17 protein-coding genes are annotated in these 19,349 nt (G+C 46.7%); 6 read left to right on the top strand and 11 right to left on the bottom strand.

Annotated features, from left to right (window positions below; genetic code table 11):
• The first annotated feature begins 48 nt into the window (after positions 1 to 48).
• The 4 genes from folP to BUC30_RS05930 all read left to right on the top strand — a co-directional run bounded on the left by folP (position 49) and on the right by BUC30_RS05930 (position 3,398).
• Complete coding sequence (gene folP, locus BUC30_RS05945; RefSeq protein WP_244536509.1) at positions 49 to 888, top strand: dihydropteroate synthase; 840 nt, start codon at positions 49 to 51, stop codon at positions 886 to 888.
• On the top strand, positions 875 to 1,723 hold the full coding sequence (gene cdaA / locus BUC30_RS05940) for a diadenylate cyclase CdaA (protein WP_073424012.1): 849 nt from the start codon (positions 875 to 877) through the stop codon (positions 1,721 to 1,723). The genes folP and cdaA overlap by 14 nt, the downstream gene beginning before the upstream one ends.
• 3 nt (positions 1,724 to 1,726) lie before the next feature.
• On the top strand, positions 1,727 to 2,953 hold the full coding sequence (locus BUC30_RS05935) for a formylglycine-generating enzyme family protein (RefSeq protein ID WP_073424011.1): 1,227 nt from the start codon (positions 1,727 to 1,729) through the stop codon (positions 2,951 to 2,953).
• 67 nt (positions 2,954 to 3,020) lie between these two features.
• The gene (locus tag BUC30_RS05930; RefSeq protein WP_073424010.1) at positions 3,021 to 3,398 is read left to right on the top strand and encodes a hypothetical protein; all 378 of its coding nucleotides are present in this window, start codon (positions 3,021 to 3,023) and stop codon (positions 3,396 to 3,398) included.
• Positions 3,399 to 3,500: 102 nt separating this feature from the next.
• Here the strand turns inward: BUC30_RS05930 and BUC30_RS05925 are convergent, their stop codons facing one another.
• The 5 genes from BUC30_RS05925 to BUC30_RS05905 form a co-directional block, all read right to left on the bottom strand.
• A complete protein-coding gene (locus BUC30_RS05925) occupies positions 3,501 to 4,247 on the bottom strand; it encodes an amino acid ABC transporter ATP-binding protein (RefSeq protein ID WP_073424009.1) in 747 nt (248 codons plus the stop codon).
• Entirely contained in the window at positions 4,237 to 5,733 is a 1,497-nt protein-coding gene (locus tag BUC30_RS05920) for an ABC transporter substrate-binding protein/permease (protein ID WP_073424008.1), read from the bottom strand. The genes BUC30_RS05925 and BUC30_RS05920 overlap by 11 nt, the downstream gene beginning before the upstream one ends.
• 74 nt (positions 5,734 to 5,807) lie before the next feature.
• Complete coding sequence (locus BUC30_RS05915) at positions 5,808 to 7,502, bottom strand: PCMD domain-containing protein (protein ID WP_073424007.1); 1,695 nt, start codon at positions 7,500 to 7,502, stop codon at positions 5,808 to 5,810.
• Between the two features lie 9 nt (positions 7,503 to 7,511).
• A complete protein-coding gene (locus BUC30_RS05910) occupies positions 7,512 to 8,282 on the bottom strand; it encodes a hypothetical protein (protein ID WP_073424006.1) in 771 nt (256 codons plus the stop codon).
• Positions 8,283 to 8,390: 108 nt separating this feature from the next.
• Positions 8,391 to 9,239, bottom strand: coding sequence for a CAP domain-containing protein (locus BUC30_RS05905; RefSeq protein WP_073424005.1), 849 nt, complete (start codon positions 9,237 to 9,239; stop codon positions 8,391 to 8,393).
• A 169-nt stretch (positions 9,240 to 9,408) separates the two neighbouring features.
• Here BUC30_RS05905 and BUC30_RS05900 point away from each other — a divergent pair, with 169 nt between their 5' ends.
• Positions 9,409 to 11,004: an ABC-F family ATP-binding cassette domain-containing protein gene (locus BUC30_RS05900; RefSeq protein WP_073424004.1), complete on the top strand. Its 1,596-nt coding sequence runs from the start codon at positions 9,409 to 9,411 to the stop codon at positions 11,002 to 11,004.
• A 72-nt stretch (positions 11,005 to 11,076) separates the two neighbouring features.
• On the opposite strand, the gene BUC30_RS05895 is transcribed toward BUC30_RS05900, so the two are convergent.
• The 5 genes from BUC30_RS05895 to BUC30_RS16065 all read right to left on the bottom strand — a co-directional run bounded on the left by BUC30_RS05895 (position 11,077) and on the right by BUC30_RS16065 (position 15,190).
• Entirely contained in the window at positions 11,077 to 11,676 is a 600-nt protein-coding gene (locus BUC30_RS05895) for a hypothetical protein (protein ID WP_073424003.1), read from the bottom strand.
• 34 nt (positions 11,677 to 11,710) lie between these two features.
• Entirely contained in the window at positions 11,711 to 12,478 is a 768-nt protein-coding gene (locus BUC30_RS05890; RefSeq protein WP_073424002.1) for an amidohydrolase family protein, read from the bottom strand.
• A 14-nt stretch (positions 12,479 to 12,492) separates the two neighbouring features.
• The gene (locus tag BUC30_RS05885; protein WP_073424001.1) at positions 12,493 to 13,200 is read right to left on the bottom strand and encodes a hypothetical protein; all 708 of its coding nucleotides are present in this window, start codon (positions 13,198 to 13,200) and stop codon (positions 12,493 to 12,495) included.
• Positions 13,201 to 13,221: 21 nt separating this feature from the next.
• Positions 13,222 to 14,937, bottom strand: coding sequence for a radical SAM/SPASM domain-containing protein (locus BUC30_RS05880; RefSeq protein WP_083555568.1), 1,716 nt, complete (start codon positions 14,935 to 14,937; stop codon positions 13,222 to 13,224).
• A 112-nt stretch (positions 14,938 to 15,049) separates the two neighbouring features.
• Positions 15,050 to 15,190, bottom strand: coding sequence for a hypothetical protein (locus BUC30_RS16065; RefSeq protein WP_170861508.1), 141 nt, complete (start codon positions 15,188 to 15,190; stop codon positions 15,050 to 15,052).
• A gap of 1,058 nt (positions 15,191 to 16,248) precedes the next feature.
• On the opposite strand from BUC30_RS16065, the gene BUC30_RS05875 reads away from it, so the two are divergent.
• A complete protein-coding gene (locus tag BUC30_RS05875) occupies positions 16,249 to 18,534 on the top strand; it encodes an AAA family ATPase (protein WP_073423999.1) in 2,286 nt (761 codons plus the stop codon).
• A gap of 116 nt (positions 18,535 to 18,650) precedes the next feature.
• Here BUC30_RS05875 and BUC30_RS05870 read toward each other — a convergent pair whose 3' ends face one another.
• Positions 18,651 to 19,331, bottom strand: a complete 681-nt coding sequence (locus BUC30_RS05870) for a hypothetical protein (RefSeq protein ID WP_073423998.1) — start codon at positions 19,329 to 19,331, stop codon at positions 18,651 to 18,653.
• Positions 19,332 to 19,349: the final 18 nt, after the last annotated feature.

Below are 19,349 nucleotides of genomic sequence, written 5' to 3'. Positions count from 1 at the left end.
CGTGCAATCTCTTGGAAAATTGGAAACGACATCATTCCAGCTTCGAGGATGCCGCTTGTCATGGGTATCGTGAATGTTACCCCGGACAGTTTCTTTGATGGAGGCAAGCATAACACGCCCGAAGCCGCTTACGAGCACGCCATTTCGTTGGTGGAACAAGGTGCAGTAATTCTCGATATCGGCGGTGAAAGTAGCCGCCCCGGGAGCGCTCCCGTGAGCGTTCAGGAAGAACTCGACCGCGTATGCCCCGTCGTAGAAGCGCTCGCACAGACCGCAACCATTTCGGAAGACCTCGACAATCCGGGATTCCGCAAGTTCTACATCTCGGTCGATACGGTCAAGGCTAAAGTCGCTGAAGAATGCATGAAGCTCGGTGCGCACATCATCAACGACATCAGCGCCTGCATGATGGACCCGAAGATGATTGAAACCGTTGCAAGCACAAAGGCTAGTGTGGTGCTGAACCACATGCGCGGGAACTTCGGGACGATGCAGCAGGACTTCAAGCCGTACACGAACGTGGTGCAGGAAGTTCAGGAAGAACTCTTGGCACAGGTGCAAAAGCTCATCGACGCCGGTGTCGAGCGTGAACGCATTTGCATTGACCCAGGTATCGGTTTTGGAAAGACGGTTCAAGACAACATAGACTTGATGAAGTCCGTAGACGTGATGCTCAAGGACGGCTACCCCGTTTTGATTGGCACGTCTAGAAAGTCCTACATCGGAAAGATGCCTGGACTTGAAACAAGCGATAGACTTATCCCGACCGTGACCGCAGACATTATCGCCGCCCTTGGCGGTGCAAGCGTTATCCGCGTACACGATGTCCGCGAAGCAAAAGAATCACTTTTATATTTGGAGGCTTTGAAGTCCCATGACGCTGTTTAAGTTATTCGGCATCATCGATGTTCGTATGGCTGACATTCTGGACATTCTCCTCATATCAGTCATTCTGTATTATATCTTTTTGCTGTTCCGCGGAACGCGTGCAGCCCAGATGATTTTTGGTGGCTTTTTGCTCATTCTCGCATGGCTCATTGCGCAGTGGTGGGAACTCCATACGCTCGTGTGGATGCTCAGTAACCTCGCTACGCTCGGTATTATCGCCATCGTGATTTTGTTCCAGCCCGAAATTCGAAGCGCCCTTACGCGAATCGGTCAGAGCGTGAGTAAGGTGGACTTGAGAAACATTCTCTTCCACGCGAGCGGTCTCGATGACATAGCCCAGAAGATTTGCTCAGCGGTTCAGGATTTGGCAAAGACAAAAACCGGTGCGCTCATCGTGCTTGAAAAGCGCGTGGGCCTCAAGAACTACGCAGATACAGGTGAATACCTCGACGCACGAATCAGCTCCAGACTTTTGCGCGCATTGTTCTTCCCGAACTCCGCTTTGCACGACGGCGCCGTGATTCTCAATTGCAAGTCGATTGTCGCCGCAGGCTGTATTTTGCCGATGCCGACCGGTAACGCCGAAGGCGATGCAGGCTACGGTATGCGCCACCGCGCCGCTAAAGCTCTCGCTGCCGAAAGTGATGCCCTCATCATCATCGTCTCCGAAGAAACAGGTAAAATTTCTACCGCTTACAGAAACAACCTGAGACGCGGCCTCACCCCGAAAGAACTTAAAGCCGAAATTTTCCGCCACTGGCACGACCTCTTCAACGAAGTGATTGAAGAAGATCAAGCCGAAGGTGAAAACGAAGCAGTCGAAAACAAGGTGTAACTTATGGCAAACAACGAAAAGAATTCTACGAAGAACGCACAAAATGCGCAGGGCAACCAAAAGAAGAAAAACGGGAAACGCAATCTCGTCATCTTGATTTTGATGTTCCTTTTGCTCATCTGCCTTTTTGTAGTGCAGTGCCAGCTCAACAAAGTCAAGCAGCAAGCGCTTGAAGAACAGAAGCTCTCCGAACTCGCACTCCGCCAACAGCAGATTCTTGATAGCCTCCGCGCCGAGCAGGCCAAGGCCGACAGCTTGAAGGCTCTCGAAGAAGCTAGAATCGCAGACAGTTTGCGCATCGCGGACTCCATCCGCACGGCAGATTCGCTCGCCAATTTGCCCAAAGTCCCGGCAGTCAACAAGGACAGCATCCGTGCCTATCGCAAGTTCCGCAGGGATAGCCTCGCCCGCGTTAACGACTCACTCGCACGTATCGAGAGAGACCGCCAGGATTCCCTGAACAAGGCTCGCTTCGCCGATAGCCTCCGCAACTCGGACAAGGTCCCGCCCACAGCCGAAATCACGCCGCCTGCAGGCCGCTACTACGACCCGATCAAGCTCAAGGTCAAGTGCGACGAAATCAAGTGCAAGACGTTTGTTTCCATCGGCGATACGCTCAATCCGCAAGACGCAAGCAAGGGCATTGAATACAACAAGACCGGTTCCGTGTTCTTCTACGCTACCGACTCCGTCGGTAACCGCTCCGCTTGGGAAGAAGCCAAGTACGACATGGCAAGCGATAACATTTGCGGCAAGAACGCCTACCCCGTCCCGGTTGGCGGAAAGACCGTCTGCGTAGACGCTTACGAATACCCGAACCAGCCGGACGCTACGCCGAAGGACATGGTAAGCCAGGAAGAAGCAGCACGCATTTGCAAGAACGAAGGCAAACACCTCTGCACTATCGAAGAATGGCAAGCAGCCTGCCGCGGCAAGGACGGTTTCAAGTTCTCTTACGGTAATGGTTACAAGCAGAGCAAGTGCAACACTAACACGAAGGCCGCCAAGAGAAGTGGCCGCAAGACGCAGTGCCGCAGCTGGTATGGCATGTACGACATGAACGGAAACCTCTGGGAATGGACAGCCTCTACAAGCAAGCAGCACCCGGACAAGTTCCTGGTCGCAGGTGGCGCATGGAACACGAACAACGAAAGTAGCTGTTCTGTAAGCAAATTCAGCTTCTACCCGCAGAACCAGTACCCGAGTGTCGGTTTCAGGTGTTGTAAATAACACACCGTTAAAACAACATTACATAGATTCGCTAACCTAACTGAAAAAAATTATCTAATTTAAGAGCATGAAAACGAAACTTTTACTCTCCGCACTTTTACTTTCTTCGTTTACGTTCTTCGGCTGCAGCAATGAAAAGCCCAACTACACGGGTTACTGGAAAGGCGAAGCCGACATGATTTTCGAAGTTCTTACCGAAAACAACGTTGATTACACCATCAGAAACGTGAACGGCGACCTCACAGCCAAATACGAGAACAACGCTCTCCGTGGCAAGAATTCGCTCAACATGGACATTTTGATGCGCGTCAAGGGCGACTCCGCCTACTATGAATTCGGCGAAGACGAATCCGGCAAGATCGTGACGGGTTACATGAGAATCTCGAAGGACGAATACGACAAGATTTTCAAGGCTCAGTCCGAAGCTAAGAATAGCTATAACTAAGCGCTGAAAAGCCGGCTAAATGCCGACGAGAAGCCCGCGAACTTATGCAAGAAACCCCGGTTTAAAGCCGGGGTTTTGTTATAGCGGGAGTGCCGCGACAGTCTACTTCTTGAGTGCAGACAAGAATTCCTTGAGGCGGGTGTCCTTCGGGTTGTCAAAGACTTCTTCGGGGGTTCCGTCTTCCTTAACGTAACCATCAGCAAAGAACAACACGCGGTTTGCCACTTCACGGGCAAAGCTCATTTCGTGCGTCACGACAATCATCGTCATTCCAGACTTTGCTAAGTCCTTCATGATCTTGAGCACCTCGCCCACCATTTCCGGGTCCAACGCACTCGTCGGTTCGTCAAAGAGAATCGCTTCGGGCTGCATGGCCATGGCACGGGCAATGGCGATACGCTGTTGCTGACCGCCCGAAAGCTGTGCCGGATAATGGTCTGCACGGTCCAAAAGTCCCACGCGCTTCAAGAGTTCACGAGCACGCGTTTCGGCTTCTGCCTTGGACAAGCGCCCAAGTTTCACCGGAGCAAACATGATGTTCTTGAGGGCGGTCATGTTCTTGAACAGGTTGAACTGCTGGAAAACCATGCCAACGCGCTCGCGAATCGAAGGCTTCGAAACATCCTTCGCCAAAATGCTCTTACCATCCAAAAGGATATCGCCGCTCGTCGGTTGCTCCAGCAAATTCAACTGGCGCAAGAACGTTGACTTACCACAACCAGACGGGCCGATAATTGCAATCACGTCACCGCGATGGATATCAAGCGAAATGCCCTTGAGGATTTGCTTGTCACCGTAAGATTTGCAAAGGTTCTTGACCTGGATTAAAGTTTCTGCATTAGCGTTCATTTTTCTTCAACCTCTTTTCAAGTTTTGCAACACAAGCCGAAAGCCCGGCGACAATGATAAAGTAAATAGCTGCCACAGCAAGGAGCGGGAGCATGGCTTCGTAAGTCATACTGCGGATGATATCGCCACCGCGAGTGAGGTCGGTAAGGCCGATGTAACCGCAAATGGATGTTTCCTTGATGAGCGAGATAAACTCGTTCGTGAGCGCCGGAAGCGAGTTCTTGAACGCCTGCGGGTAAACGATGTAATAAAGCACAGTGCGGAACTTGAGGCCTAGGCTACGGCCTGCTTCAATCTGTCCCGGGTCTACGCCCTTGATGCCGCTACGGATGATTTCAGAAACGTAGGCGCCCGAGTTGATGCCGAAAGCAACAATCGCGACGAGAATCTTGTTGATGTTCACCGACGAAAATACGATATAGTAAATGATGAGGAGCTGGATCATCATCGGCGTGCCGCGAATCACGGCAAGGTAAGCCTTCGCAAACCAGTTCAGTACCTTGAAACGGCCGTTAAATTCATTGCTCGTGCGAATCTGCGCAATTACAAAGCCAATCATGATGCCAAGGAGAGCCGCAAAGAACGAAATCACGAGCGTGTTGCGGAGACCTTCGACAATGAACTTCCAACGGGAATCCTTCACGAAATTCTTGTAGACATGATCGCCAAAACTTTCTTCGCTTTCGACAGCTTGGTCACCGCGAACAATCACGACGACTTTCGAGAGCGTATACGGAGTCGTAAAGTTGATGGACTTTTTGCGTTCTTCGGTCACGGTGAATCCCGAGAATCCGACATCAGCCTTGCCCGATGCGACCGCATTGATAATCGCATCGAATTCAATATCTTGAATTTCAACGGTACGGTTGAGGTAATCAGCAATGTAGTTGACTGTTTCAATATCAAAACCAACTACCTTTGCGTTCTCATAATACTCATACGGAGGGAACTGCGCGTTCGTCGAAAGCACAAGCTTCGGACCTTCGGTCACTTTCTTCTGGTAATGATAATTGCCGTTGCGATTGATGTAGGTATTGAAAAGCGAATCATAAACGCCATCCTTCTTCATCGCTTCAAGAGCCTGGTTCACAGAATCCAAAAGCGCTTCGTTGCCCTTCGCGACAACACCTGCGTACATTTCTTCGACGAAGACTTCTTCGAGAATGCGGAGTGACGGATTCTGGAGCACGAAAGCCTTGGCGGGCTGGTCATCGCTCATGACCGCATCAATCTTCCCCTGCAACAGCGCCTGCACAGCATCGGCAAGTTTCGTGTAGCGTTCGACATCGATTTTCGCCGTGTCACCACCAAAGTCCGATGCGTAGATATCGGCGGTATTGCCAATTTGCACGCCCACTTTTTTGTGGCCGAGATCGCTGATGGAATGAACCCTGTTGGGGATGACGGTCTGTTTCTCGCTTTGGCACGATGTGAGCGCGAGCGAGAACAGTACAATAAGAAGAGGGAGATATAACTTTCGTATCATTTTCTAACCTTAATTAAAAGTTAGTTAAAAGCCGAAAGTTTGGGAACCCTTGTGAGTATTATATAATATATGGACTAATAAATAAGTTTCATTTCGTCAATGACGAGTATCGCGCCCTTTGTACCCTTGTAATGGTTTCCATCGGCACTCGAAGCAAAAACGACGCGAATATGAGTCACGGGCTCATCACCTGTCCCCTGCACCAAGCCGTTGTTGATGGCGGACTTGTTCGAGGATACAAGTTTAGTGTTGAACGTCGAAGAATTTTCAATCGGTGAACCTGCGAGCGGTTCGCCGTACTGGAGCTTGAGACGGAGCGTACGCATCTTGTTTTCGTCCGGTTCCGAGACACTTACGACATCCGGATTTTCGCGGCCGGAATTATCCGCCTTTGTAGAGCGGAACCAAGCGGAAGCGACCAGCTTGTTCACGTCACTTGATTTGCGATTGACGTTCTTGTCGCCGGTGCGATTTTCAAGAAGGATGTAAATGTCGCAACTGTCGCCTTTGCCTTCGTAGCTGAACTTGACTTCCATGAATTCAGGGCGGGCGTTAAAAGGCTTACCGAAATCCAGGAGTTCGTTGCCATCGGGCCATGTCGAAGAACTCGCCATCGAGAGTGTACCGACGCCTTTGGGATTGAAATCCGCCGTATAGAGGCTGCCGCTAGCCATTTTGGTAAGAGCAGAACTCGTTTGGATTTGAGCACCGATCATGGAGCCAGACGTGATTTTTTTCGTCGTCGTCAAAATGGTATTGGCGTTGCCCCAGATGGAATCCGGCGTGACATTGTCACCTTTCCAGGAGTTGAAATTTGAACCCGGCAGCTGATAGCCCGCCTTGACCGTGTACGTTTCAGATTCGTCGTTTGCATTCGTGACAGTCACTTGAACGCCCGCGCCAAAGTCATAGGACTCGCCCACTTCGACATTTGCGGTAGCGCCTTCTGAAAGTTCAATTTCAGAAAGTTCGAGCGCTGTGAGATCTGTACGGAAATCCAAATCGTCCACGTGGAACGTTTTGCGGTCTGCATCAAATTCAGCAGATTTGCCTGCGATGGAAAGCGAAATGATTTGCGGAGCAGGGGCTTCGCGAGAATCACTAGATTCGACGGGTTCTTCTGCAACAGAACTGCTAGAGTTTTGAGAATCGCTGGATTCGACGGGTTCTTCCGCCGCAGAACTGCTCGACGCACTACTAGATGCGGCGCTTTTTGCGGAACTACTAGACTTTTCGGATTTTACAGAAGAGGAACTGCGTTCTGATTTGTGCTCCGGAATATTCAAAACCAATTGCCAAATGGACTTCATTCCACTTTCCGAAACAACAACTACATAAACAATATGGTTCGATGACACTTGAATCTTATCGCCCACTTTTACAGCATTTTTTGAACACGCCACCTTTTGCGCCAAAGAATCCAATTCAAGCGAATCCGTCGGGAACTCTTCTATTTCATCATCGACCAAATGGAGCGACGCGAAATGGCTCATGTCGATATTTTCAATAGTCAACGAATCCCAAGTTTCAAGCGATGAGGGCGGCGCGACAAAATCAAATTCCATGCGGTGTTCTGCCGAATACACCACTGAAGAACCATTCTGTTCAGCAAAAGAAAAATCTTCCAAATTGCGGTAATCCGAAGCACCAAACGTATCGTAATCTGCAGAGCAACCATTCAAAACGATAAACGCAAAAATTCCAAGTAGTGAAAGCGCCGTACCTGCGAAACGACCAACTTTTGCATGATTAAAAATTTTGAACAACATCAATCACCCCTAAAAGAAATAGACCAACGAAAAATCAAGTGCAAGCAAATTAACCTTAAAATTCACAACGTTGTAAGAAACTTCGCTGCGTTTTTCACCATTTTCTTCAATAACAATCCAAGAAGAATTCAAGCCTAAAAGTCCGACTGAAGTTTCAAACGCCAAACGATCCAGCACCATAATACTCAAGCCAGGATTAATGCCAAATTTAAATGTCCATCCGTGATTTTTCGTTCTCGAAACATCCTCACCATCATCCGATTGCGAAATGCCATAAGAATATTCTACCGTAAGAGAAGTTTCGTTAAAGAAGTAGATTGTCTTGGAATCAAATACCTTCAAATAATTCTTGAGGAAAGGCTGCACGAAAAAGCCATTGCTCACATACTTGCGGTGTTCCTTAACATCTGCAATATCTTCGAGGATTGAATAGTCGATATCGACATACGTGCGGCTGTAACCGGAGCGCACCCCCACAGCCATTGCATCACGAACAAAACATCCACCAAATACTTCGGCTGTAAAAGTATAACCTTCCGCCTTGTAAATATCTCCGAAAAGAATGTTCAACGCATCTTCATCGGAATTTCCTTGAAGCAAGAAAAGTGTTGCTCCCGTGAGGATATTGCCACGATGAATAGCCTCATCTTCTTCAACAGAGAAAAGACTCCCAAGAAGCCCACCTTTTTTCGTTGGTTTTGTAGAATCCGCAGAAGTTGCCGAAAACGCAAATGCAACAAGCGTCAGCAAAATAATGAAAATTTTTGACTTTAAACTCATAGGGTCAAAAATAAAAAATTGAACCCATGAGGTAAATAGAACTTTTATTACAAAAAAATTCCCATGTAACAAAATAACATGGGAAATTCTTACAATTTTATTAGGATTTTACTTTCTGAAGAAATTGATATTCAGCCAGCCTTTTTTGCCATCTTCTGTAAGAGCAATTCCGCAAGCAACTGTTTTGTAATTGCCCTTCATATTGAGGTAATGACCGATGTAGGAATAATCCTCTCTTTTGTCGGGATCGCGTTCGCCGCTAGTCACGAGAGCTTTTTCATCTTCCCACATCATCTTGAGGAAAGCATCGGTTGCTTCAGTTGCAGTTTTGCGCCAAGAGGTGCTGAAGTTCGGCCCCGAGTTTTGTGCGCCTTCACCGCAGTTGCCAAAGTGACCGTGAGCCTTGTTTTCGGCGAGGTCATCAGCGGCTTCTTGATCGGTGCAAGTCTGTTTTTCTTCAGGTGCAAGCGTCAGCGGTTCGAGATTTTCTGTCGCACGGTATTCGTTGATTTTAGCGAGGCAATCTTCACGCCATGTCGCGCTGAAAAAAGAATTTTCTGTCGAAGAAGAGGACTTCGCAGAGGATGAAGATGCAGCGACCTTTTCAGAAGAACTGCTAGCGAGTTTCGATGAGGAAGATTTCTCGGATGACGAGGACACCGCAGCCTTTTCAGATGAAGAACTGCTAACAGGTTTCGACGATGAAGATGAGGATTTCTCCGAAGACGAAGATGCGGCAAATTTCTCGGACGACGAACTGTTTGTAGACTTTTGAGAAGACGATGAACTGAGCTCGGTATTTTCAGAAGATGAGCTCACAACTTCTGCAACATCCGGTATTTCTATATAAGTCACGCTACTGCTTTCGGAACAACCCGACACAACACAAGACATTGCAAAGGCAAAAGTTGCGCAAGTTGCATACTTTGCCATATTACCAAACAAATTAATTTTCATAGTAAACCTAAAAAACAACTGGATTCCTCGCGATGCTCGGAATGACGGTATTTCTACTGGATCCTTCGACTTCGCTCAGGATGACTCGTTTAATATATAATAGCTTTTTCGGGTCAGCGATGCACGCGCCCCCTACAATCCCGACCTACAATTTACTATCTTTGGCGCCATGCTTAATGTTTCTAATGTCAGTCTCCAGTATGGTAGCCGCGTCCTCTTCAAGGAAGTGAACCTTTCCTTCAAGAGAGGCAACTGCTACGGTGTCATCGGCGCAAACGGTGCCGGCAAGTCCACATTCCTCAAGATTCTTTCGGGCGAACTCGAACCGAATACGGGTGAAGTCACGAAGGACCCGGGCGAACGCATCGCCGTTTTGAAGCAGGACCACTTCGCCTACGAAAACAACACTGTCCTCGAAACCGTGATGATGGGTTTCCCAGAACTTTATGAACTTAGCAAGAAGCGCGACGAACTTTACGCCCTCCCTGAAATGACCGAAGAACAGGGCATGCAGGCGATGGAAATCGAAACCCGCTTTGGCGAAATCGGCGGTTACGAAGCCGACTCCAACGCAGCCGTGCTCCTCAAGGGCCTTGGCATTCCCGAAGAATTCCACTACAACTTGATGTCCGAACTCGATGGCGGTCAGAAGATCCGCGTGCTCCTCGCCCAGGCTCTGTTTGGCAACCCGGACATTTTGCTCTTGGACGAACCGACGAACCACCTTGATTTGGAAACCGTCGGCTGGCTCGAAGACTACCTCGAACGCTTCGAAAACATCGTGATCGTGGTGAGCCATGACCGTCACTTCTTGAACGCTGTCTGCACGCACACATGCGATATCGACTACGGCAAGATCAACATTTACGGCGGTAACTACGAATTCTGGTACGCAGCAAGCCAGCTCGCCCAGAAGCAGCGCAAGGACCAGAACCGCCGCGCCGAAGAAAAGATTGAAGAACTCAAGGCGTTCATCCGGCGCTTCGCTTCGAACGCCGCTAAGGCTAAGCAGGCCACCAGCCGTAAGAAGCTTTTGGACAAGATGACCGTCGAAGAAATGCCGGCCTCCAGCCGTAAGTTCCCGTGGGTGAACTTCAAGATGGACCGCGAACCGGGCAAGATCGTGCTCGAAGTCAAGAATGCCACCGTTGATGGCGGCGACGGCATCGTCTGCAAGGGATTCGACTTCTCGCTCGGCAACCAGGACAAGGTCGCACTCGTCGGTGAATACGACACGCTCAAGACCGCATTCTTCCAGCTCATTGCCGAAGAAATCAAGGCTCCGGATGGCGTGCTCAAGTGGGGCAACACCATCAGCTACAACTACTTCCCGAAGAACAACGACGCTTATTTCAAGACGGACCTCTCCCTCGTGGATTGGCTGCGCCAGTACAGCAAGGAACAGGACGAAACGTTCATCCGCGGATTCCTCGGCCGTATGCTCTTTACCGGTGAAGAAGCCCTCAAGAGCGCCAACGTGCTCTCCGGTGGTGAAAAGGTGCGCTGCATGCTTTCGAAGATGATGCTTTCGAACGCAAACTGCTTGCTCCTCGACGAACCGACCGCTCACCTCGACTTGGAAGCCATCACCGCATTGAACAACGGTCTCAAGGCATTCCAGGGTCCGGTCATCTTCTGCTCTCAGGACCATGAATTTGTCCAAACAGTCGCTAACCGCGTTTTGGAACTCACGCCGAACGGTGTTGTTGACCGCAGCATTACCTTCGACGAATGGCTTGAAACCAAGAAGACAAAGAAGAAGTAAAAATCACTTTGGATTTGAGAAATCCCTGTCACAGCAAGTGGCAGGGATTTTTGCTATTTAAGCACAAAGGGGCTAATCCCATTCAGCATTACGGTTGTAAGTTCCGTTACGCAGTTGGACATGCAAGTGTTCGTTCTCCTGCCCGATATCTTCGTGTAGAACTGTATAACGATTGCCCAAATTATCACGCACCATTTGCGCTATCTGTTTACGAGTTTCAAGGCTCCCCATATCCTTGATTCTAAAGTCAAGCGCAGCACCTACATAATGAGCAGACCTTTCAGAATGACCTTCGTAATCATTGGCACTTGTAATTAGTGGTTTGTACTCGTCGTCGTTCATTGCGGTATGATAAACACTTACAACCACAGATATCGCGCTATCCATTTCTGGACGGAGCTTATTAAAATTCACACCCGATTTCTGCAATGTCATCGAAAGCATCTGCTCATGAAATTCTTGTTGAGCAGAGTCACGATGCATTTCAACATAATGCTCAACAATTTCCGTTTGAGGAACACATTCAGGACTATTTTCATCACCACCAAGGATTCCATCTAAAATCGAGAAGACTCCGATAAAAAGGCTCTTGATGAGAGTCCCTATTCCCGAAAGTATAGTGAGTAAACCAGACCCAATACCACTAAACATCTTTTCTAGAATATCAACCATACACCAGAACCTTGAATACCCTTTTACATATCGCTTATAATTTGCAATATGTAAACAGTTTCATTGCATTTTCCCAAGAAATTTTCTTCCAGTCCTTGCCTGCCATTTTCTTGCTTTGAGCAATGCGACTACGCAAATGTCGCGGAAGCGAGCTTTTTAAATGACGCCCCGGAATAGGCGTATCCGTTCCAAACAAAATGCGGTCCACAAAATTTTCATTTCGTGCAGCAACCAAAAGTTGCACAAAATGTTCATGCGGCATAAAAGAAGTATCTACAAGAGTATTCGGGCAACAGCGAAGCATATCAATAGCTTGCTGAATCGGACGCCCATGAGCAAGAACTACTCGAACATTTGGAAAATCCGAACAAATCTTCTTGTACATTCCAGCTTCGCATTCCTCATGTTCGCCAGTATGGAGTTTTATGAATAGACCACGCTCTCGTGCAATATCAAAGACTCGATGTAAATCACGTCCATTCGGTTTCCAATTTTCAGAAACCCCATGAATTTTCAGTCCACAGATTTTTCCACCCGCATCGTCCATATACAACGACAAATCCGGCGAACACTTCAACATATCGTGCGTAACCCACAAAATCGGCTTAGCGCGACCTTCCGAAAGTTCATGCATCGCAATACGCTCTTCTAGCAAGAAACCGGGATCATCGGTAACAACGGTACTCGTGCTAGAATACGCAAAATGAGTAACGCCCGCAAGTCGCAAGGTACGCAGTATTCGTGGCGGCGTGTAATAGTCGTCAAAATACTGCCCCATGTGAACATGGAAATCGAAAAGCATTATTGAATGTTCAATTAGTGTCTCTTATACAAATCTTTATTTGTTATGCCAGCCTTATCATAAGCATCCATCGTATTTTTGAACCAATTGCCGAGACCTTTATTCGGATCTTTAGGCATTTCAAATTTAGGATGCTTCCGACTTAGCTTTCCCTTGTATTCCAAGAATGCAAAAATTCCATAAATGACCACAGCGGACAAGACTTCGCCTGCGATGATTGTTGAATCATGCTCTTCCTTAGGGAACATCATATATATAGCCCCCACGACTATTGCTGCAGGAACCAAACCAACAATAAATACTCTTAATGCCTTGTATAAAATTTTGCGGAAGACAACTGTGATGGTCATGGCTGCGATTGTCGCAATGACCAAAAGTGCAATCTTACCAGCTTCAAAACTATTTGAGTAAATTAAAGCGACAACTGCAGCAATCTCCAACAGTACCGCAATTGTTGCAAAGATATTTTGCACTCGGATTTCATGCCAAATAACCCAATCTGCTTTTAGCTCTGGAGGCAGCCTACCCCAAGCACCCTGATTTTTAGGAGTTTTCTTACTCCAGTCTATATCTGTCAAGCGCTTTGGAGGCGTAGTCAAAGATTTAAGAAACAAGACAAACTTGCCTGGTTTCTTTTGAACCACATCAGGTCCGTTTTGAATATCGCCAACATCTGGCAATGCATCGTTATTTTTAACAACTTTTTCATTTTCTTCGGACATAATGAACCTCCGTTGGTTTTGTTAAACTATTTCTTTCCGCATTTTTTCCTTAGCTTCTTCAACAAGTTTGCGATTCAAGTGAGCCGCCTTGCAGAAATGAGGAGCAACTTTCAAATAATCTCCACCGCTTTCATTAAAATTGCGGACAAGACAAGGGTGGCAATATTGCCTATCCTCACAATCATAACATTGCGGAATAGCAGATTTGGTCAAATTACGCAGTTTAATGAGTTGAGGAGATTTTTCCCAAATATCCTTGATGGGTTGTTCTCGCACATTGCCACAAGCCATACCCTGCCAACCGCTACACGGATATACAATACCATCACTAGCAATACAAAGATTATCCAAACCAACGCCACAGAAAGGACGCTTTTCCCATTCCTCACGAGAAATAGGTGATACAGGACGATCAGTTAATTCAAGATAATCCTTATCAAACTGAATAATATCCTTGAGCAATTCCGCTGTCTGCTCCATAGTCAACCGTTCAGCAAGATTATCCGTAGTAAAGTCATAGCGAGCCATCATTACAAAGTCTGTTTGAGCCTTACATTTTCGATCATAAGCAAATTTCAACACATCCTTATAGGTATGATAATTCGTCTTCATCACAGGGCAACTGATTTGCACAGGGATATTTGCAGCAATCAAAGCGTCAATGGCAGCCTTTGTTTTTTCGCAGGAACCTTTGAGTTGTGTGATATGGTCGTGTTCTTCAGGAACAACGCTATAAAGTGATGTCTGGACATAACTCGGATCAACTTCCTTAAGCACCTCAATCATGTGCGGTGTAAGCAAGGTGATGTTAGACAGCACATAAAAACTGAAATCGAGTTCACGAGCCTTGCGCAAAATCTTTTCGGCATCAGGATGCATGAAAAATTCGCCACCCGAAAGCGTCAATCCCATAACGCCTAAATCATGCAACTGATTGAGAACGCATTCGATCACTTCGTATGGCAACACTACATTTTTCAATTCATGCGGAATGTAACAGTGAATGCATCGTTCGTTACAGCGATTCGTTGTTTCAATTTGACAACTGTGAATTTGAGGATGTTCACGATAGTATTCGCCTAAAACTTCTTGCGTATCTGCATAAAGTTTTTCATCATCAGGATTTTGTTGGGCATTGTAAGTGAATAAGGTTTTAGGATTTTCCGCATAGCTAAAGTGCGTATCCTTAGAAGCGCATTCCTCTACTGTTTCGGCAGAGACCAAGAACCTATCAGCAACTAAAGAATCCAAGAATTCCTTCATATCATCTTGAATATCTTCAGGAGAGACTTCTTCAAAGTATTCGCAAGCCTTCTCTGAAAGTTCTTGCAAACTTTGAGGTTCACGAGATATCACAGAAAGAAAGGCTCTTCCCTCTTGAGTGTAAGTGCGGTCGTGTTTGGTAAGTTGGCTATAGATGTAGCCATACTCACCAATAGAACGGATAAAAGTATCGCGAGATTGACGGTAAAACATTGAAGATTCTTTTATTTTCTTTTCACAATATTGAATCAATTGTACATAGCAATCACTAACAGAATCCTTTAAACATAAAGGAGTTCTATTGTTGATGAATCTAGGATCCAATATATCGCCTAACGCATGATCCAATTTAGACTTTAATTGAATATCACGCGTTTTATCCTTTACCTTTTTTAGTGCAACAAAATGACTTTTTAGAGTTTTTGTCTTTCCTAGAGAACTAATAATTTGGTGATAGCATGATTTCGCTTTCATAATAAACTCTACTCTGTATTACAAGACCTAAATGATTACTTTTTATATGACTTCTTTAAAATTTCTAGAGCAGGGCTATAAAAGCCCCACCCTAGAAATTTTTATTTAAGCCTTACTCGGTGCGTTCACACTCTTTACAGCTGATACAACCACCATAGTTTTCACTCGGGCAGCCAGCAGCGAAGCTACCGGTCGGATTGTTCTTCGCAATCAGACGCGGCTTCTTGTAAGCCATCTTCTTTGTCGTTTTCATATTATACCTCTACAGTATATCCCGCACTCCGTTACACACCATGCCGCGCGGGTTTCGGCATAGAGCGTTTTGCATTCGCAAATTTTTAGAATTTCACATTGAATAAGCCGCAGATACTGCGATATATTTCTCCTTCAATGAAACTTCCGGAGTTTCTCCCCTGCTCTGCAAAAGAGTCATGCCAAATTTTGTGAGAATACAAAAAAGGCGCAGATCGTTGCATTTACCCAACCGAGGCTCTCGAATGCCTATGCACGATAAACGCAAACGACCCACGCCCCAAAACGGGCAACAACACTGCAAAGACATTACAATGCAGCTTGTCGAAATACGCTCAAACGAACCATAGAAATATGGTCGCCATAAAACGTATCTACGTGAGCGTTCACCTTGTCCTCGTGCATTAGAAATTTTCGAGATTTCGGTTAGAGAACAAGAGCAAAAACTCTTCAAGCGAGTGTTGCAAAAAATTCGAGCTTGCTCGATATTTTTTATAACCGAGCGTCCGGAGTTTCTGCAAAACTCTATTTTACGATTAGAAAGATAACATTAATTTTTTGAAAAAGGCACACGTTGTATAATTTTTTATTACAAAAATTCACTTTTTGCCGATTTTGAGCTAAAAACAGTAACAAAATGCTGAAGTTTCACAACGGTGGCATAACGTCGATCTTCTTTACCCATACTCGTTTTCATAGAATACATCCTATTTTCAAATATAACCTTAGATTGTTCCAATCCAAGACTTTCGCCAAAACTCTACTTTTTATTGACTTTTGGCGAAAAAGAAGCAGCCAACCATCATATCAAATAAACTCATTCACAAATACAAACGTTACACAGTTAGCAAAAGCATGAACAATTTGCCCTTGACAAAAAAAGTCATTTTTACTATATTTGGAAGCGTGATGCAAAAATCATGCATACACTAAAATTCATTTTTCAATTTTAATTATTCCATAAAATTCTTTTTTAAACGCCCCCATGAAAAAAAATTTTGGGGATATTGTACCCTTTTGAATAAAAGGTACGGTATTCTCGCTATATATGAGGTCATCATGAATAAAAAAGAATACTTCCAGAACATCGCCAACAAGCTCCAGAGCAACGCACCGCAAGGCTGCACAAGCTCCAAGTTCACTCTCTTGAAGGTGCTGGAATACTGGGTTCGTTACTTACAAGCTAATCAAGACTATCTCAACCCCGAAGCGGTTGTCGGCCTCATGGATTTTGAAACGCAAACCGAGCTCGTCAACGCACTTGCCCAAATTGACAGACAAAACAAGCTCGAAGGTTCCGCACCACTCGCTGTCGCACGAGGAAACTACTGTGGTCCGCACGGAGCAATCTTCCTCAAAAAATACCCACACAAAGATTTCCACATCGAGGTTGCCCGCAGCATCGAAAACATCAAACACCTTACCAAGGACGTTTTCACCGATGATGAATGGAAGCGTTTCCTCAATACAGTCATTCCGCTGTTCATGAAATTCGCCTGGCAGGAACTCAACAAAGGCACCGACGAAAGCGACTCGACCATGCAGCGCGTCGAAAAACTCCAGGAAATGTTCCACCTGAGCGACGACGAAATCGAAATCATTCTCTATCTCTGGATACAGGAATACGACGAAATGGAAGTCAAGGGCGTCAAGAGACGCTTGACTTGCGGGATGAGGACTCGTTTCTCGGAAAAGGACTTGGAACTCATCCCCATCGCGACCGGACTTTCCAAGCAGCGCCTTTCTGAACTGACCAACAGCGATGCGCTCATTTCCAAGCTCGGCATTCTCGACAACGATATGGATCTGGACGGGGACATTGTCCGCCACCTGAACGGTCAAAACGAGATTACCAAAGTTGGCGATATCGGCATTGCCGAAGATTCCAAGATTCCGTTCGAGACGCTCGCCAAAGACCGCCCCGAAGCCGACACGCTCGTGTATTTGCTCGCCAATCACGATTACAAGAAGCCGCTCAACATATTGTTCTACGGTCGTGCGGGCACCGGCAAGACAGAGCTTTCAAAAGCACTCGCCAACGAACTCGGCCTCACAATGTACACCATCAAGGCCCCGGCACAAGAAGACCGATTCGGCGGCGAAGGAGGCATGTACGATTCCATTCTCCGCCGCCGCGTGCGCACACTCCGACTCGCCGCCTGGCAGTGCGAAAACACAAACGCCATCATCCTCGTCGATGAAGCCGACCAGATGCTGAACTGGCTTGAAAAAGGGATGCTCAACATGCTCATGGAAGACATCCACACGCCCATCATCTGGATTTCGAATTCCATGACGTTCGTCGAAGAAAGCACCCGCCGCCGTTTCGACTTTTCGATGGAATTCAAGAACTTTACGGCGGAAAAACGCGCTTTGCAGTTGCACTCCGTATTGAACGCGCTCCACGTTCCCGACATGATCAGCGAAGAAGAAATCCAGAACATCGCCGCGGAATATCCCGTTACGGTCGGAGGCTACACCAAGGCAGTCCAAAACGCCATCCCCGCCGCCAAGCAGGACAAGGGAATCGCGGTCACCGTCATCCGCAAGATGCTCGATGCCCACGCGAATTTGCTCAACATCGCCCGCGACAACACCCGTGAAAAGACAACGCACGCTCCCGCCTACACGTTGACCGGGCTCAACATCGACCAGAACATCGACGACATCCTTGAAATCGCCGAGAACTTCAACGGTATTTGGGACAAGTTAAACGACAAAGACGCTGCGCAGTCACTGAACATTCTGCTCTACGGCGCACCGGGAACCGGCAAGACAGAATTCGTGCGATTCCTCGCCCGCAAGCTGAACAGAAATCTCGTCGTCAAACGCGCTAGCGACTTGCTCGGGATGTACGTCGGCGAAACCGAAGCCAAAATCAAGGTGGCTTTCGAAGAAGCCGAAGAACAAAAAGCCATCCTCTTCTTCGATGAAGCCGATAGCTTCTTGAATGATCGCAATGGAGCCGTCCGCAATTTCGAAGTAACGCAAGTCAACGAACTTTTGACGCAGATGGAAAACTTCAACGGGATTTTCATCGCCGCCACAAATTTCAACGCTCGACTCGACAACGCCTCCCGCCGTCGCTTCGCGATCAAGGTCAAATTCGATTACCTCACCCGCGAAGGAATCGAAACCGTATGGCACTCGTTCTTCCCCAAGCTCGAATGCCCCGCACAGGTCAAGCACATGACGACGCTCGCCCCGGGCGATTTCAGTGCGGTCTACAACCAGTTACGTTACTTGCCTGCACACAAGCTCACCGCCGAATGCATCGCTGACGCTCTCGAAAAAGAAGTCGAAGCGAAGGAAGGTTGCGACAACAAGAGAAGGATGGGGTTCTAAAACGAGAAAGCTCCGCAGACTTTAATCTGCGGAGTTTTTTTATACGAAGTTCTTTTACGCAAAAAAATGGCCCGCCGGTTTGAATGCAGACGGGTCGTTCTATTATAAACTAGGTGCTAAATTTCATCAAATTCATCATCAGCAATATTATATAGATTGCTTTGGGGAGTCGTTGAATCGACATCTTTATTTTCTTGTTCCCCCTCCGGTTCGTACGGCTTGTACCCAGCCTTCAAAACATCCCTGATTCTTTCCAGAAGGTACTGGACTTTAGAAGAAACCGCGACCTTAGACTTTTCCGAAACATTCCATTTAAGCAGAGCATCATTCAATTGCCCCTGCATAGCAGTGAAGATGCACGACAACATAAATTCACTTGTTCGATTTTGAATGCCATTACGCATCAGACAGAATCGGTCTAAAATTTTTTTGACATCAGCCAGTAGGAATTCTTCTTCAGAATCTCTTTGGGTAAATTCCTTCCAGTACGTCAGATGCATCTGCGGCCATCTAGTCAATCCTTCATAGAACTCCTTAAAACCATCATAATTGAACGTTTGGTTGTAAGAACATTCATCCCACATGGCTATGGTAACTGCGAAATGAAATAGAAATACACTAGATAGAACAAAATGACGGTCCGGATTTTCCTTAGACAAAGCCAAGTTCTTAGCCTGGATTTCAGACCATAATTCATTGTGATGGTCAATGCAGAACCAACCATCGTCCCTTGGTTCTGTGTTAAAGACATTCTTGATGTCTTCTTTGTATTCATTTTCTAGATATTTTTTGATCATAATAATTCCTTGTAAAAA

The organism is Fibrobacter sp. UWB7 (assembly GCF_900142945.1).
GTDB lineage: Bacteria > Fibrobacterota > Fibrobacteria > Fibrobacterales > Fibrobacteraceae > Fibrobacter.
Note: the sequence above shows the minus strand (reverse complement) of the source record. Positions and strands in the feature narration are given on the sequence as shown.

Excerpts from the sequence above, each read along its gene's own strand:
- folP (WP_244536509.1), top strand. The coding sequence starts at position 49 with ATGCCGCTTGTCATGGGTATCGTGAATGTTACCCCGGACAGTTTCTTT.
- cdaA (WP_073424012.1), top strand. The coding sequence starts at position 875 with ATGACGCTGTTTAAGTTATTCGGCATCATCGATGTTCGTATGGCTGAC.
- BUC30_RS05935 (WP_073424011.1), top strand. The coding sequence starts at position 1,727 with ATGGCAAACAACGAAAAGAATTCTACGAAGAACGCACAAAATGCGCAG.
- BUC30_RS05930 (WP_073424010.1), top strand. The coding sequence starts at position 3,021 with ATGAAAACGAAACTTTTACTCTCCGCACTTTTACTTTCTTCGTTTACG.
- BUC30_RS05925 (WP_073424009.1), bottom strand. The coding sequence starts at position 4,247 with ATGAACGCTAATGCAGAAACTTTAATCCAGGTCAAGAACCTTTGCAAA.
- BUC30_RS05920 (WP_073424008.1), bottom strand. The coding sequence starts at position 5,733 with ATGATACGAAAGTTATATCTCCCTCTTCTTATTGTACTGTTCTCGCTC.
- BUC30_RS05915 (WP_073424007.1), bottom strand. The coding sequence starts at position 7,502 with ATGTTGTTCAAAATTTTTAATCATGCAAAAGTTGGTCGTTTCGCAGGT.
- BUC30_RS05910 (WP_073424006.1), bottom strand. The coding sequence starts at position 8,282 with ATGAGTTTAAAGTCAAAAATTTTCATTATTTTGCTGACGCTTGTTGCA.
- BUC30_RS05905 (WP_073424005.1), bottom strand. The coding sequence starts at position 9,239 with ATGAAAATTAATTTGTTTGGTAATATGGCAAAGTATGCAACTTGCGCA.
- BUC30_RS05900 (WP_073424004.1), top strand. The coding sequence starts at position 9,409 with ATGCTTAATGTTTCTAATGTCAGTCTCCAGTATGGTAGCCGCGTCCTC.
- BUC30_RS05895 (WP_073424003.1), bottom strand. The coding sequence starts at position 11,676 with ATGGTTGATATTCTAGAAAAGATGTTTAGTGGTATTGGGTCTGGTTTA.
- BUC30_RS05890 (WP_073424002.1), bottom strand. The coding sequence starts at position 12,478 with ATGCTTTTCGATTTCCATGTTCACATGGGGCAGTATTTTGACGACTAT.
- BUC30_RS05885 (WP_073424001.1), bottom strand. The coding sequence starts at position 13,200 with ATGTCCGAAGAAAATGAAAAAGTTGTTAAAAATAACGATGCATTGCCA.
- BUC30_RS05880 (WP_083555568.1), bottom strand. The coding sequence starts at position 14,937 with ATGAAAGCGAAATCATGCTATCACCAAATTATTAGTTCTCTAGGAAAG.
- BUC30_RS16065 (WP_170861508.1), bottom strand. The coding sequence starts at position 15,190 with ATGAAAACGACAAAGAAGATGGCTTACAAGAAGCCGCGTCTGATTGCG.
- BUC30_RS05875 (WP_073423999.1), top strand. The coding sequence starts at position 16,249 with ATGAATAAAAAAGAATACTTCCAGAACATCGCCAACAAGCTCCAGAGC.
- BUC30_RS05870 (WP_073423998.1), bottom strand. The coding sequence starts at position 19,331 with ATGATCAAAAAATATCTAGAAAATGAATACAAAGAAGACATCAAGAAT.